Source organism: Streptosporangium sp. CA-115845 (assembly GCF_050943795.1).
GTDB lineage: Bacteria > Actinomycetota > Actinomycetes > Streptosporangiales > Streptosporangiaceae > Streptosporangium.
Genome location: NZ_CP191988.1, coordinates 7934247 through 7949816, shown reverse-complemented (window position 1 = coordinate 7949816; position 15570 = coordinate 7934247). Strand labels below are relative to the sequence as shown.

8 protein-coding genes are annotated in these 15570 nt (G+C 65.5%); 4 read left to right on the top strand and 4 right to left on the bottom strand.

Going from position 1 to position 15570, the window contains the following annotated elements:
• Nucleotides 1-186: 186 nt before the first annotated feature.
• The 3 genes from ACQP0P_RS38100 to ACQP0P_RS38090 are packed head-to-tail and all read left to right on the top strand — an operon-like array spanning nucleotide 187 to nucleotide 9891.
• A complete protein-coding gene (locus ACQP0P_RS38100) occupies nucleotides 187-3732 on the top strand; it encodes a helicase-related protein (protein WP_433365044.1) in 3546 nt (1181 codons plus the stop codon).
• Entirely contained in the window at nucleotides 3729-6482 is a 2754-nt protein-coding gene (locus tag ACQP0P_RS38095) for a DUF1156 domain-containing protein (protein WP_433365041.1), read from the top strand. The genes ACQP0P_RS38100 and ACQP0P_RS38095 overlap by 4 nt, the downstream gene beginning before the upstream one ends.
• 4 nt (nucleotides 6483-6486) lie before the next feature.
• Entirely contained in the window at nucleotides 6487-9891 is a 3405-nt protein-coding gene (locus ACQP0P_RS38090) for a Swt1 family HEPN domain-containing protein (protein ID WP_433365038.1), read from the top strand.
• Between the two features lie 282 nt (nucleotides 9892-10173).
• Here the strand turns inward: ACQP0P_RS38090 and ACQP0P_RS38085 are convergent, their stop codons facing one another.
• The 3 genes from ACQP0P_RS38085 to ACQP0P_RS38075 all read right to left on the bottom strand — a co-directional run bounded on the left by ACQP0P_RS38085 (nucleotide 10174) and on the right by ACQP0P_RS38075 (nucleotide 11986).
• Nucleotides 10174-10674, bottom strand: a complete 501-nt coding sequence (locus ACQP0P_RS38085; protein WP_433365035.1) for a hypothetical protein — start codon at nucleotides 10672-10674, stop codon at nucleotides 10174-10176.
• Nucleotides 10675-10871: 197 nt separating this feature from the next.
• Nucleotides 10872-11078, bottom strand: coding sequence for a DUF397 domain-containing protein (locus ACQP0P_RS38080; protein WP_433365032.1), 207 nt, complete (start codon nucleotides 11076-11078; stop codon nucleotides 10872-10874).
• A gap of 14 nt (nucleotides 11079-11092) precedes the next feature.
• Nucleotides 11093-11986, bottom strand: coding sequence for a helix-turn-helix domain-containing protein (locus tag ACQP0P_RS38075; protein WP_433382304.1), 894 nt, complete (start codon nucleotides 11984-11986; stop codon nucleotides 11093-11095).
• A gap of 350 nt (nucleotides 11987-12336) precedes the next feature.
• Between ACQP0P_RS38075 and ACQP0P_RS38070 the strand changes: the two genes are divergently transcribed.
• Nucleotides 12337-12789 carry an ATP-binding protein gene (locus ACQP0P_RS38070; protein ID WP_433365029.1) on the top strand — a complete coding sequence of 151 codons (453 nt, stop codon included), beginning with the start codon at nucleotides 12337-12339 and terminating at the stop codon, nucleotides 12787-12789.
• A 160-nt stretch (nucleotides 12790-12949) separates the two neighbouring features.
• Here the strand turns inward: ACQP0P_RS38070 and ACQP0P_RS38065 are convergent, their stop codons facing one another.
• Nucleotides 12950-15022: a tetratricopeptide repeat protein gene (locus ACQP0P_RS38065; RefSeq protein ID WP_433365026.1), complete on the bottom strand. Its 2073-nt coding sequence runs from the start codon at nucleotides 15020-15022 to the stop codon at nucleotides 12950-12952.
• Nucleotides 15023-15570: the final 548 nt, after the last annotated feature.

The following is a 15570-nucleotide window of genomic DNA, read 5'->3' as shown; positions in this document are numbered from 1 at the left end:
GTGGGACATGGACACCTTTGGCGATTGTGTCCGGTTTGTGGATTCATGTCGAGCGTGGCTGGAATGGGTGCTCCTGGCCTGCCGGTGGCTACTCCAAAGTCCACTAAATCGGACTAACGCCCTGAAAGCATATTTTGACTGCTTATTCATTTATGGACAGACCGAAAGGGCTTTAAGCACTGTGAGATGTCTACCCCGTCCAGTCCGCGGGACCCCGCGATGACGGGGGCCAGGCTGGAGAAGCTCACCCCCGGCGCCCTCGTCGGCGGGGTGACGCCGGACGGCGACATCACCGTCGTCGCGGTCAGGTGGTACGGGTCCAACGCGATCAACCTCACCTACAAGACCGGCAACGGCCAGGTGGCCGAGCAACTCCTCTACCGCGACCACGAGAGCAGGCTCACCCTGCGCCGGGCGTCCGCCGCCTACGGGTTCGACGGCGACGGCGCGCTGTTCAAGCTCGCCGCCGAGGCGCTCCGCCTCCGGATGGCCGCCCGGTTCGACCCGATGCTCGCGGTGACCACCAGCGACCTGGAGCCGCTGCCGCACCAGATCCAGGCGGTCTACGGCGAACTGCTCGACCGCACCCCGCTCCGCTTCGTCCTCGCCGACGACCCCGGCGCCGGGAAGACCATCATGGCCGGCCTCTATATCAAGGAGCTGATGCTCCGCGGCGATGTGGAACGATGCATGATCGTCGCGCCCGGTGGCCTGGTCGAGCAGTGGCAGGAGGAGCTGCTGGAGAAGTTCGGCCTCCGGTTCGAACAGCTCACCCGCCAGCTCATCGACGCCCAGCTCGACCGGAGCGTCTTCGAGAGCCACCCGCTGCTCATCGCCCGGATGGACCAGCTCTCCCGCAGCGAGGAACTGCAGGCCCAGCTCGCCCGGAGCGACTGGGACCTCGTCGTGGTCGACGAGGCCCACCGGATGTCCGCCCGCTACTTCGGCGACGAGCTGAAGAAGACCCGGCGTTACCAGCTCGGTGAGTTGCTCGGCGGACACGCCCGTCACCTGCTGCTGATGACCGCGACCCCGCACGCCGGCAGTGAGGCCGACTTCCAGCTCTTCATGGGCCTGCTCGACTCCGATCGCTTCGAGGGCAAGTACCGCGAGGGACTCAGCTCCGCCGACACCGACGGCCTGATGCGCCGCATGGTCAAGGAGGACCTGCTCACCTTCGAGGGCACACCGCTCTTCCCCGAGCGCCGCGCTTACACCGTCCCGTACGAGCTGTCAGAGGCCGAGGACGAGCTGTACGGGGTGGTCACCGACTACGTCCGCGAGCAGATGGGCCGGGCCCAGCAGCTCGCCGCCCGGGGCGAGGGGCGACGCGGCAACACCGTCGGCTTCGCGCTCACCGTGCTGCAGCGCCGTCTCGCCTCCAGCCCGGAGGCGATCCTGCGCTCCCTGGAGCGCCGCCACAAGCGGCTCGGCCGACTCCGCCAGGAGCTGGCCACCGGCCCGAGCCCGCTGGAGGGCCGGCTCAAGGACCGGCTCGCGGGCCTGCTGGGCAAGGCCCCCGAGACCCTCGACGCCGACCTGGACGACCTGTCCAGCACCGAGGTCGAGGAGCTGGAGGACGACGTCGTCGACGCCGCGACCACCGCGCAGACCATCGCCGAGCTCGACAAGGAGCTCGGCCTCCTGGTCGACCTGGTCGAGCTGGCCCGCCGGGTGCGCAACGCGGGCACCGACCGCAAGTGGACCGAGCTGTCCGAGCTGCTGCAGGGCAACACCCTGATCCGCGACACCGACGGCACCCCCCGCAAGCTCATCGTGTTCACCGAGCACAAGGACACCCTCGAATACCTGGTCGAGCGGATCCGCGGACTGATCGGCCGCGAGGAGGCGGTGGTCGCCATCCACGGCGGCGTCTCCCGCGACCAGCGCCGCCGGATCAAGGAGCTGTTCACCCAGGACCCGGAGTGCCGCATCCTGGTCGCCACCGACGCGGCGGGCGAGGGCCTGAACCTGCAGCGGGCCCACCTCATGGTCAACTACGACCTGCCGTGGAACCCCAACCGGATCGAGCAGCGCTTCGGCCGGATCCACCGGATCGGCCAGACCGAGGTCTGCCACCTGTGGAACCTCGTCGCCGTCGGCACCCGCGAGGGCGACGTCTTCTACCGGCTGCTGGAGAAGATCGAGGAACAGCGCCGCGCCTACCAGGGCAAGGTCTTCGACGTCCTCGGCGAGGCGTTCCAGGACGAGCCGCTGCGCAAGCTCCTGATGGAGGCCATCCAGTACGGGGACAGGCCCGAGGTCCGGGACCGGCTCCACCAGGTCATCGACGCCTCGGTCGGCGAGGGCCTCGACCGGCTGATGGCCGAGCGCGCGCTGGCCCACCAGCGGCTCGGCGGGACCGACGTCGCGAAGTGGCGGCTGCGGATGGAGGAGGCCCAGGCCCGGCGGCTGCAGCCGCACTACGTCAGGGCGTTCTTCCTGGCCGCCTTCAAACTGCTCGGCGGGCGCGTCGCCGAGCGCGAGTCCGGCCGGTACGAGATCACCCACGTCCCCGGTGACCTGCTGGCGCACGACCGGCAGATCAGGGTGGGCGTCCCGGTGCTGCGCCGCTACGAGCGGGTCACCTTCGCCCGCGAGCTGGTCAGACCCGCCGGACGCCCCCGCGCCGACCTGCTCGCCCCCGGTCACCCGCTGCTCGACGCGGTGGTCTCGCTGGTCGTCGAGCGGTACGGCAACCAGCTCAGGCAGGGCGCGCTGCTGGTCGACCGCAGGGACTCAGGCGAAGAGCCGCACCTGCTGGCGGCCGTCTCCCAGGAGGTCGCCGACGGCCACGACCGGATCGTCAGCAAGCGCTTCGACTTCGTGGAGATCGGCCCCACCACCGCCCGGACGGCCGGCGCCGCCCCCTACCTCGACTACGCGCCCGCCTCGGCCGAGGAACGGGACCTGGTCGCGGGGGTGCTGGAGGAGAGCTGGCTGGCCAGCGGGGTGGAGGACCTCGCGGTCGGCTGGGCCGTGCGGAACGGTCTCGCCTCGTTCGTCGACGAGCTCAGGGCGCGGCTGACGGCGGAGACCGCCCGCACCCGAGGTCTGGTACGGCAGCGGCTGCTCCAGGAGATCAACTACTGGGACACCCGGCACGCCGACCTGCTGGACGCCGAGCAGACCGGTAAGACGCTCAAGATCCGCCCGGAGACCGCCGCCCGGCGGGCCAGGGACCTGGAGGCCCGGCTCCGCCGCCGGATGGAGCAGCTCGACCGGGGAGAGCTGCTCCAGGTCCGGCCCCCGCAGGTGGCCGGTGGCGCGCTGGTCGTCCCGCAGGGCCTGCTGGACCGGCTGGCCGGCCTCCGCGACGACCCGGCGACGGCGTACGCGCGGCAGACGGCCGAGGTGGAACGGCGCGCGGTGGACCGGGTGCTGGACGAGGAACGCAGGCTCGGCCGGCTGCCCGAGGAGATGGCGCACAACAACCCCGGCTACGACATCCGCTCCCGGACGGTGGACGACCACTGGGTCTTCATCGAGGTCAAGGGCCGGATCGCCGGGGCGAAGGACTTCCACGTCACCCGGACGGAGGTGCTGACCGGCAAGAACTCCGGCCGGTCCTTCCGGCTCGCGCTGGTGAGCGTGCACCCGGACGGTCCGGCGTACGACGAGGTCCGCTACCTCGTCGACCCGTTCCGGGACGTGGACTTCGGCGACTTCGTCGCCACCGATCTCGGTGGCGACTGGAACAAGGAATGGGCACGAGGAGGAGCACCGGTATGAGCACTGGTACAGGTACAGGTACGGGTTCTGAGGGCTACCGGCGCAAGCTGATCGAGGTGGCGCTGCCGCTGGAGGAGATCAACAAGCAGTCGGCCCGGGAGAAGTCGATCCGGCACGGCCACCCCTCCACCCTGCACCTGTGGTGGGCCCGCCGCCCGCTGGCCGCCTGCCGCGCGGTGCTCTTCGCCCAGCTCGTGGACGACCCGTCGTCGCGTCCGGAGGAGTTCCCGACCGAGGAGGACCAGGCGCTGGAGCGCAAGCGCCTGTTCAACATCATCGAGCGGCTGGTCAACTGGGACAACATCAACGACAAGGCGCTGTACGCGGAGGCCAAGGCCGAGATCTTGAAGTCCTGCGACGGAAACCCGCCGCCGATCCTCGATCCGTTCGCGGGGGGCGGGTCGATTCCGCTGGAGGCTCAGCGTCTTGGGTTGGAGGCGCACGCCTCGGATCTGAACCCGGTCCCGGTGCTTATCAATAAGGCACTGATCGAGATCCCGCCGAAGTGGGCGGGGCAGCCTCCGGTCTTTCCTGGTGCTGCCAGGGCGAAGCTTGGTGAGTGGCCTAGCACTGCGGGTCTGGTCGAGGACGTTCGCCATTACGGGCAGTGGATGCGTGACAAGGCAGAGAAGAGCATTGGCCACCAGTATCCCAAGGCCAAACTGGAGGACGGTACGGAGGTCAATGTCGTTGCTTGGATTTGGGCGAGAACGGTGCGATGCCCAAATCCGGCATGCCATCTAGAAGCGCCTTTGGTCAACAGCTTCACACTGTCAAGGAAGCGGTCAGCGGCTGTCCATGTTCTTCCTATAATCGAGAGAGATGGAATCAGCTTCACAATCGAACGCACGACGACCCCATCCACCTCCGCGACAGTGTCGCGCAGTGGTGCAGTCTGCTTGTCCTGTAGAGGCGTAATTCCCCTTCCGTATGTGCGAGCAGAAGGGAAGGCTGGGCGACTGGGAAAGGTTCTCATCTCGGTTGTGGCGGAAGGAAAACGGTCTCGTATTTATTTGCCACCTTCGAGGGCGCACGAAGAGGCTGCCATTATTTCCGCTCCTTTGGAGCCCATCGATGCAGACCTCCCGGTAGCTGCTTTGGGATTCCGGGTTCAAGGATACGGCCTGACTAATCAGGCGGACCTTTATACAGCCCGTCAGATGCTGTTGTTAACGACACTCGCCGATCTTGTTCGGGAGGCTGTGCAGAAGTGCATTGCCGATGGCGCTAGCTCTGAATATGCTCAGGATCTGGGCAAATATCTTGCACTTCTTGTAGGGCGAGTAGCAAATCGGAATTCAAGTCAGAGTTTCTGGAATCCGACTGGAGATAAGATCGAGCAGGTATTTGCTCGGAATGCGCTCCCTATGATATGGGTTTATGCCGAGGCGAATCCTTTCTCGAATTCAACGGGAAACGTGTTAGGGCAGCTCGGCTATTTGGCGGAAGCTTTGGAGCGGCTCCCAGCAAATGGATCTTCTCTGGTCCAGCAGCGAGATGCAACTGAGATCAAGTCTGATCATCGGTTGGTAATAGCCACCGACCCCCCGTACTACGACAATGTTCCATACGCCGACCTGTCAGACTTCTTCTACATATGGCATCGCCGCGCGTTGAAGGGTTTCATGCCTGGGTTGTATGGAACAGTCGCGACTCCAAAGTCGCAGGAACTTATCGCCGAGCCAGCCCGCGCTGGCAGTTGGGCGGAAGCGGCTCAGTTTTTCGAGCAGGGTCTACGTAAATTCTTTGAGGCGTCAGTCAAAGTTCAGGATCCTCGGGCACCACTCACCCTGTTCTATGCGTTCAAGCAATCTGAGACCGACGAAACTGGAACTGCATCCACAGGCTGGGAGACTATGCTCCAAGCGCTGGTTGATGCTGGTTTCATGGTTATTTCAACCTGGCCAATTCGCACGGAGAAGGAAGGCGGCCTAAGGGATATCGGGAGAAATGCTCTCGCCTCATCGATCGTGCTTGCGTGTCGCCCTAGGCAGGAAAAGTCGATCTCTATAGATCGTCGTGGGTTCATTGTTGCTCTAAGGAAAGAGCTTCCCGATGCTCTCCGAAGGATGCGGCAAGGGAGCGTCGCTCCCGTTGATCTGGCTCAGGCGTCGATCGGCCCTGGAATAGCAATATTCTCGCGATACGATTGCGTGACTGAGAGTGACGGATCGAAGATGTCCGTAAGGTCCTCCCTGATATTAATCAATCAGATTCTTGCTGAGGTCCTATCTGAACAGGAAGGTGATTTCGACTCTGACACACGCTTCTGTATTAAATGGTTTGAGACCTATGGTTTCGATATCGGAACTTACGGAAGTGCCGAGACTTTATCCAAAGCCATGAATACGTCCGTCGATGGTCTTGGCCGGTCTGGAGTCCTAAGTTCGCACGCGAACAAAGTGCAGCTTCTCAGCCCGAAAGAGCTACCGGATGGATATGACCCTCAGGCTGACGATCGGATCTCGGTCTGGGAGGTCGTCATGCATCTGGCCAAGCGCCTCGACGACAAGGGCATCGAAGCAGCCGGGCAGCTCATGGCCGCCGCGAAGCTCAGGGTCGATCTCGACACCGCCAAGGAACTCTCTTACCTGCTCTTCTCGATCTGCGAGCGGCGCAACTGGACCAAGACCGCGCTGCTTTTCAACGCCCTCGGCTCCTCCTGGCGGGAGATCGAGAGCGCATCGCGCAGCGCCGTACCGGCCACGAGTGCGCAGGGAATGCTCGACCTCACCCCCGAAGAGGACTGACGACATGGCGTTGAGCAACAGGGACAGGATCGGCCGGGGTCTGGAGATTCTCGGGAAGGGCCTTGAGTCGTTCGTCGAGATGATGATGAGCATGGCTACGACAGGGAGCCATGACTGGCTTCAGGTCATCGAGGCACGGGACGCCGTCAAGCACGGTGTGAACAAGACCTATGAGAAGACCGATGTGCGTTTCCTGCTCCGCGTCATCACCGAGGAATGGCGAGTCTTCAAGGACAGGCTCTCGCGAGGAGAGCAGAACTTCGCCAGTGAGCTGCGCGAGGTCGGCAACAAGTGGGCGCACACCAAGCCGTTCTCCGGTGACGACACCTATCGCGCTCTCGACACGATGGAGCGATTACTGGTCGCGGTCGGTGCCATGGACCGGGCCGACGAGGTGCGCAAGCTCCGGTTGGACCAGCAGCGGAGTCTCTACGACGGTGAGACCCGTAAGGCCGCCCAGTCGGTGACCTCCATGCCCAGCATCGAGGCCAACGGGCTCAAGCCCTGGCGGGACATCATCACCCCGCACGCGGACGTGCAGGTGGGCAAGCTGGATGCCGCCGAGTTCGCCGCCGACCTGCACATGGTCTCCATCGGGGAGAGCACCAGCCAGGAGTATTCCGACCCGGTGCAGTTCTTCCGGCGCACCTACCTCACCGAAGGTCTGAAGGACCTGCTGCAGCGGGCTGTTGCCCGGGTCGGTAAGGACCCGAACGCCACCCCGGTCTGGAACCTGCAGACCAACTTCGGCGGTGGCAAGACCCACTCGATGCTGGCCCTGTGGCACATCTTCTCCGGGACACCGCTACACGAGTTCCCGCAGGAGGTCGTTGATCTGTTAGGAGACGCCGACACCAGCGCGATCGGCACCCAGGTCCAGCGGGCCGCGCTCGTCGGCAACCACATCGACCCGAGCGCTGGGAAGCTCCACGAGGACGGCGTGCACACCCACACGCTCTGGGGTGAGCTGGCCTGGCAGCTCGGCGGGCGCAAGGCGTATGAGATCGTCCGGGAGGCCGACGAGGCGCACACCAACCCCGGTGACGCGCTCCGGCAGCTCATCGCGGCCTACTCGCCGTGCCTGATCCTGATCGACGAGTGGGTGGCCTACGGCAGGCAGCTCTACGGCCGTGACGACCTGCCGGCCGGGACGTTCGACACCCAGTTCACCTTCGCGCAGACGATCACCGAGGCGGTCAAGGCCGTGCCGGGTGCGCTGCTGGTCGTCTCCATCCCCGCCTCCAGCCACAAGGAGGCGGAAGAGGGGATCATGGGCAGCGCGCTGGAGGTCGGCGGGGTCAACGGTCAGGCCGCGCTGGACCGGCTGCAGAACGTGATCCGCCGGGTAGCGCAGCAGTGGCAGCCCGCGCGGGCGCACGAGTCCTTCGAGATCGTCCGCCGTCGCCTCTTCGAGGAGCCCAACGCCCAGGCGAAGGCCGAGATCGCGGCCATCGCCAAGCAGTTCTGGAAGTTCTACAACGACCATAAGGGCGAGTTCCCGCGCGAGTGCTCCGAGGTCTCCTACGAGAAGCGGATCATCGACGCCTACCCGATCCACCCGGAGCTCTTCGACCGGCTGTACGAGGACTGGTCGACGCTCGACCGGTTCCAGCGCACCCGGGGTGTGCTCCGGCTGATGAGCATCGTCATTCAGCAGCTCTGGCAGGCACAGGACGCCGGACCGCTGATCATGCCGGGTTCGCTGCCACTCAACCACCCGGCCGTGGTCAGCGAGCTGACGCAGTACCTCCAGGACAACTGGAAGGCCATCATCGAGACCGACGTCGACAGCGAGACGGCCACGCCGGTCCAGGTCGACAAGGAACGGACCGTCTTCGGCAAGCGGGCGCTCACCCGCCGACTGGCCAGGACGCTCTTCTTCGGCTCCGCGCCGACGCTGACCAAGCAGCACAAGGGCATCGAGCAGCAGAACATCCGGCTCGGCGTGGCCATCCCTGGTGATGTCGTCGGTAACTTCGGTTCCGCGCTGCACGTGCTCAGCGACCGGGCCACCTTCCTCTACGTGGACGGTGCCCGCTACTGGTACGACACCCAGGCATCGGTCACCCGTACGGCCAAGGACTACGCCGAGCGGCTGCACAAGGAGGACGTCTGGCTGGAGATCGTCACGCGGCTGCGGGCCAAGGAGCTCAGGTCTCGCGGCGACTTCTCCGCCGTGCACGTCACCGACGACAGCAACGATGTGCCGGACACCGGTGACGCGCGACTGGTCATCCTGCACCCGAGCGTCGTCCACGCCAAGAACGACGCCAACTCCTCAGCGCGTCTCCTCGCCCAGAAGGTGCTCGACAAGCGGAGCAGCGCGCAGCGGATCAACCGCAACATGCTGGTCTTCCTGGCCGGCGACGCCAAGCGGATGGAGGAGCTGTCGGACGCCGTACGGGAGTATCTGGCCTGGAAGAACATCGCCAAACGTAAGGACGAGCTGGATCTCACCGTCCAGCAGATCAAGCAGGTGGAGACCCGGCTGGCCAACGCCAACCAGGCCGTTGAGCTGCGGATCCGCGAGACCTACTACTGGACATTCGTCCCCGACCAGCAGCCCGGCGGCCACATCACCTGGCAGGAAGAGAAGGCCGACGGCGGCAAGGACCGGCTGGCCGAGCGGGTCAGCGTCAAGCTGAAGCAGCGTGACATGCTCCGAGTCGTCCAGGCCGCGTCGGTGATCCGGGGGAACCTCGACCGGGAGCTGGCCAGCGTCTGGCAACGAGGACACATCACCGTCGGTGAGCTGTGGAGCTACTACTGCCGTTACCCCTATCTCCCGAGGCTCCGCGATCGGGAGGTGCTCGACGGCGGGCTTGCCGCTGGTCCCGACGAGCTGGACTGGGAGCGCACCGGCTTCGCCCTCGCGACAAGCTATGACGGACAGCGCTTCGAGGGTCTGGCCATGCCGCCGAAGGGCTGGTTCGGACAGCTCACCGACAACACGCTGCTGGTCCGGCCCGACCTCGCCCTGGCCCAGCAGCGTGCCGACGCCCAGGCCAAGGCCGAGGCCGACGCGGCGGCCGCCGCAGCGGCCGGTTCGGCGACGATCACGGGGGGCACCGGTTCCTCGGGCTCGACCTCCGGCGCGGGCACCGGATCGGGCGGGGTGACGGTCGTCGTCCCGCAGCCCGGTGGCGGCACCCCGCCACCACCGTCCGGCCCCAGGAACGTCAGGTTCTACGGAGTCACCAAGCTCGACCCGGAGTTCTACCAGAAGAGCTTCACCAAGGCCGTCCAGGAGGTCATCCAGCACCTGGCCGCGGTGGAGGGTGCCGAGCTGGAGTTGACCGTCGAGATCACCGCCCACCGGCCGGGCGGATTCCCGGAGGACAAGGTACGCATCGTCTCGGAGAACGCCCGCGTCCTGAAGTTCGACCAGTTCGGCTTCGAGGACAGCTGAGGCGATTTTCGGATCAGGGCCGTCACCATCCGGTGACGGCTCCACCCTCGACTGCTGCCTCGTCCCAAGGTCGTTATCTAGGGAAGCAATCGCCTCGATGGCATATTTCCCAGGAAACGACCATGCGCAGGTGCGCGGACTCCACGGCTTCCTCCATAACTCAACGCGCTTGCCTGATCGCCGTTGGTAAGGCACACTGGGCAGTGCCGCACCCCCTGGGGTGTGGAAGTGAGGCCGGGCCTCCCGATGGAATCGGGCGTCCGGCCTTCGCGCTGTTGAGAGTCATTCAAGGCAGATCATGCGGACCTGCTCTGCGAGCAGGTCGTAGTAGCGGGTTCGACCGTCCAGCCACCATGTTGTGGCACTGACGACGGCGTCTGCGGCCCAAAGAAGTGGTTCGCTGACAGATGGGCGCCATGTGACGGTCAGGTTTTTTGGCAGGATATGCGCCATGCGAAGTCCGGTCAGGAGTCCTCGGTCGAGATGATCCTGTTCGGGTGAGCGACTCTCGATGGCAACCGTCGTAACCTCAGCATGGTCGACCTCGGTGAGCAGTCGCTCAAGGCAACGGCGACGGGCACGTTCTGTTCGGATATCCCTACTATGAAGATGCACCGTGACGATTCCGCGGATCGGCATGCTTGCGAGTCGTTCGGCGATGATCAATTGCCGAGCGGGGGATTCGTCCCGCCAGTGCAGACGGGGGCTCTTGCCGAGGCGTAAAGATTCCAGGGTTATGCGGATATCGTCCTGGTCGGCGGAGTCCACGATGACCGCAGCCATCGCGTAAACGCTGCAATCGCCGGGGCGGCGCCGGAGACTCTCGTCGATGCAGGCCGTAAGCACTGGGTAAATATATCGTCACGCAAAGTGAATGCCTGTGGAGTTCGCGCGGTGCTTGAACGAGAGCGCGGGTGGGGGGAGGCTTCCCGACAGGGCGGTCAGAGAGCGCCCTGTCGGTTTTGGCGTCTTCGGGGCGGTTAGGGGATGGCGTCGAAATCGCCGTTTTTGATGCCTTGGGTGAAGGCGGTCCACTGGTTGCGGGGGAAGATGAGGGTGCCGCCGTTGCGGTTTTTGGTGTCGCGGACGGCGACGTCGTTGCCGACGAAGGCCATCTCGACGCAGCTTGGGCCATCGGCGCTGAGGCTGCTCTTGCGCCAGCGTGCACCGGACAGGTCTGGTTGCATCTTGGTTCCTTTCGCTAGTGATCTCTGTGTAGAGATGCGAGTAGCGCTGCTGTGTCGGCGGGGCTGAGCGCTACCGCGCGAAGATGCTCACACATATCGTTATACCGCTGGATATCCGTTTCTTCCTCAAGGAAAAGGTCGCCGGCCATGCTGTCGATGTGAATCACATCGGGGTTGTCCGCAGCGAATTTCAAAACGATGAAGCTGCCGGGCATGCCTGGGTGGGCTCCGGCGGAAAACGGGATGACCTGGACGGTGACATGCGGGCGTCGAGCCTGCTGGGCCAGGTGCTTGAGTTGAGCACGCATGACGGAGTCGCCGCCAACCTGTCGGAGCAGGGCGGCCTGATCCAGGATCGCCCATAGGTGAAGCGGTGTGTCTCCCTCCAGGAGAGCCTGTCGTTGCATCCGGGCAGCGACACGATCCTCGATTTCGTCATCGGTAACGGTCGGACGAACACCACGGATCATCGCCCGCATGTAGTCCTCGGTCTGCAGCAGACCGGGGACGAACAGCGACTCATAGTTGATGGCCTGCTGGGCCTCGGCCTCCAGGCCGATATAGGCGCTGTACTTGTCGGGGAGGTCTGCTTCGAGGCCGTGTAACCACCCGCGCTGCTTGGCCTCCTTCTGGAGCGTCACCAGATCTGTGCGCTGGCTGCCGGTGACACCGTAGGCGTCGAGTAGAGCGTTGAGCGTCCGGAGTTGCGGCTTGGTCTTGGCCGTCTCGATCCGGTGGAGTGTGGCGAGGTTGACGTCGGTCTTCTCGGTTACCTCGGCCTGAGATAGTCCGGCCTCCTGACGGAGGCGGCGCAGCTCGGCTGCCAGACGCCGCAGGCGCACCGTTGGCGGTTGGCGCTTGATCCGTGGCAGGGGTGCAGCTGCTCCCAACTCATCCTTCTCCTGCATCTTCAGCACCTCTCTGGACTATGCGGGCAGTGTAAGAACCTGCATTGCATTTACTCATGGTGATGGTGCATGCTCTCTCCGTAAGCCTTCCAGGCGGGCGCCCCGCTAGGAGGCGAAACGCATGATTTCCCCAGACGGCCGGGCGGGCGATCTTCCCTCCTGAGGCGGCCCACCCCGTACCGGGTGCCCGTCCGGCCTCAGCGGTACGACCGGCGATACATCTGCGACGCTCCCCGGCCGTACTCCCATAGGACCGGCACCGTGCCCCCGTCCCCCGTGGGGGTGAGCGGCGTCCCCGGCTGCGAACGGTGCCGGTCCTATGCCCGACGTACCAACCAGGAGCGGGTGAAATGACCGGTGCCACCAGCAGCACGCAGTACCTCAAGCTCTCCGTCTTCCCGACCTCGCCCTACTACGCCCGGGTCCACGTCCGGCGCGTACTGGAGAGCTGGCACCGGGACGACCTGATCGAGACCGCCCAGCTCATCGCCTCCGAGCTGGTCTCCAACGCGATCACCGCGCACACCGCGTGCCCCGACGCCGCCAAGGCGATCCCGTACGCCGACCCGGACCAGATCTGGATGGACCTCTACCGGATGGGCGAGACCGTCGTGCTCCGCGTCTGGGACGCCAGCCCGCTCACCCCGGTCGTCCGCGACCCCACCCCCGACGACGAACACGGCCGCGGCCTGCACCTCGTCGACCTGCTCGCCACCGACTGGGGCTACTACCGCCCCACCCCCGGCGGCAAAATCGTCTGGTGCACCCTGACACCCCCACCTCCCGGGGAGCAGACTGAGTGATCGTCACACTCCCATCAAATAGCGAAATGGATGCTGGGAGAGGTGCTGAGGTCGATGAGTGTCGACAGGCCCGAAGGGGGCGATTCCAACCGCTATTGGAGATCGCGCCGATCGCCAGGGCCGGTTGTTTGCGGGGAGTACCTCTTGGCCCATTGATCGTTCATCGTCTCCGAAACCATCGCCTCCACGCTGAGCGTCTGGCGTACTTCGCCCAATGGGCATGCTCGGCGCGGGCGGCCAGCGTGGTGGGGTGGTCCGGCCCCAGCAGCCGCTCGATCATCGGCCCCAGCACCGCCAGCTGGTCTCGGGCGTCGACGGTGTTTCCCATCTGCCCCGCCAAGGAGGCGAAGAAGAAACGGGCGGTCAGCGTGGTGGGGTGTTCGGGGCCCAGGACCCGTTCGATCACCGGCACCAGCACCGCCAACTGGTCCATCCCACCGGCCGCGTCCCCCGCATTGCTCATCCACACAGCGAGGTGGAAGCGTCCGGTCAGCGTGGTCAGATGCTCGGAACCCAGCACTCGCTTGAACACCGGTATCAACATCGTGAACTGATATCGGGCGCCGGCTGCGTCTCCCGCCTCCCCCGTCCAGCGGGCCAGGTGGAAACGAGCGCCCAGAGTGATGGGATGCTCAGGGCCTACGACCCGCTCGAGTACCGGTACCAGCGCCGAGAATCGGTCCCGGGCACCGGCCGCGTCCCCGGCCTCTCCTGTCCAATCGGCGAGAGCACTGCGGATCTCAAAGGTGACGGGGTGCTCAGGACCCCGTGCTCGTTCGACTAGGGGGAGCAGTGCCGCGAACCGGTCTCGGGCATCGGCCGGGTCGCCGCTTTCCCCGCTCCAGCGGGCGAGGCCGACGCGGGCGTTCAAGGTAGTGGGGTGCTCGCAACCCAAAGCTTGCTCCAGCACCGGCACCAGCGCCGCGAACCGGTCTCGGGCATCGGCCGGGTCGCCGCTTTCCCCGCTCCAGCGGGCGAGGCCGACGCGGGCGTTCAAGGTAGTGGGGTGCTCGCAACCCAAAGCTTGCTCCAGCACCGGCACCAGCGCCGCGAACCGGTCTCGGGCATCGGCCGGGTCGCCGCTTTCCCCGCTCCAACGGGCGAGGCCGACGCGGGCGTTCAGGGTGATCAAGTGCTCGCAGCCCAAAGCCTGCTCCAGCACCGGCATCAGCGCCGCGAACCGATCCCGGGCCTCGGCGGCCGGAGTTCCCGCTTCCCCCGCCCAGAAAGCGAGGTTGGCGCGGGCGTTCAGGGTGACGGAGTGCCCAGGACCCAGGGCCCGCTCCAGTACCGGTACCAGCGCCGTGAACCGGTCCCGGGCCTCGGCGGTGTTCCCCGCTGCTCCGGCCAGGCTGGCGAGGGTGGCGCGGATGTCCAGCGTGGTGGGGTGGTCCGGCCCCAGCAGTCGTTCGGTCATCGGTTCCAGCTCGGCCAACCGGTCCCGGGCCTCGGCGATGTTCCCCATCACCCCGACCAGGGAGGAGAGGGCGGCGCGGGCGGTCAAGGTGTCGGCATGTTCGGGGCCCAGGGTCTCGTGCATGACAGCGTGGCGCCGGTGTTGCAGGGACAGGGCGGTGCTGTACTCACCCCTGTCGTACAGGTACTCGATGACGGAGCCCATGGTGGAAGAGTCGAGGGCCAGGACGGCGCGGGCATGCGCCAACAGGCTCGCGTAGGCCGGCCACGAGGAGGGATGCCCGGAATCGGAGGGAAGCACCGCCTGCAGCAGGGTGGCCGCGGTAGCTCCGCAGGCGGCGCGCTCGTCCTCGGTCAGCCCGGCCATGATGACGGCCTGGACCTGACGGTGCACACTTACCAGCAGACCATCCGGCGACCGGTCAATCACGCCGTAGGAGACCAGCAGGTCCAGCGCGCCGTCCAGGGCGATCTCCTCGGCGCCCTGGAGCCCGTTCAGCACCGCGCGCGGCAGGTCCTCGGGCGCGTAGCAGGCCAGCACTCGCAGCGCGTGGATCGCCAGGGGGTCGGCCTGCTCGATCTGTGGGCACGTCAGCGCCCATACCCGGGCCACCGCGCCGGCACCCGGGACGCCTTCAGAAGTGGTGTGCAGCAGACGCAGGTAGCCGGCCAGGTCCGCACCGGGAGTGTTGACGATGTAGGCGCCGGCTTGCCGAAGCGCCGGCTGGGATCCTTTCAGCTCCGCGGCCAGCCGTCCGGCCTGTTCCTCGGCCTGAGCGCGATCGGGGCCGACTGCGGCACCGATCGTGGACAGCACCAGTTTTACCGCGTCTGCAGGGGACAAAGAAGTCGGCACTCTCCAACCCTGTCGCCCGAGGACGACAGTCCACCTCGATGACGCATATCCGTTATCTAACTCACTGCGCCCCCGAAGGCAGGCGAGGTTTCGTCGTGTCAGGCCGGGTCGCCAACCGGAGCATCTTCGACCTCTCGGCGATGTGCAGCGAGGCCGGCCAGTTTCGATCAGGTGTGTGGCGACTGACCGCGCACGGTCTGGACCCTTGCGAGGCTCCGGCCGCCAAGAAGAAGCGAGCACAGCGTCCGAAGACGATTGGTTGTGGGTCCTACCACGAAACTCTCCCTGAAAGATTTGCATAAATCAGGACGAAGCGGCCACGCGATCCTCGCCGCCCTCGATGGACGGATCCTGCGTATCCAGCAGAGAAAGACCGAAGGTCAGTCATTTAGGTAATAAAAAATGTTCTTTCCGGTTGGTCCGATATGTGGCTATCCTTGACGGCGATGATGAAAGCGGAATTTCAAACTGTCGGAACGGGAGGTTAAAGTGATCGACCAGTTCTGTTG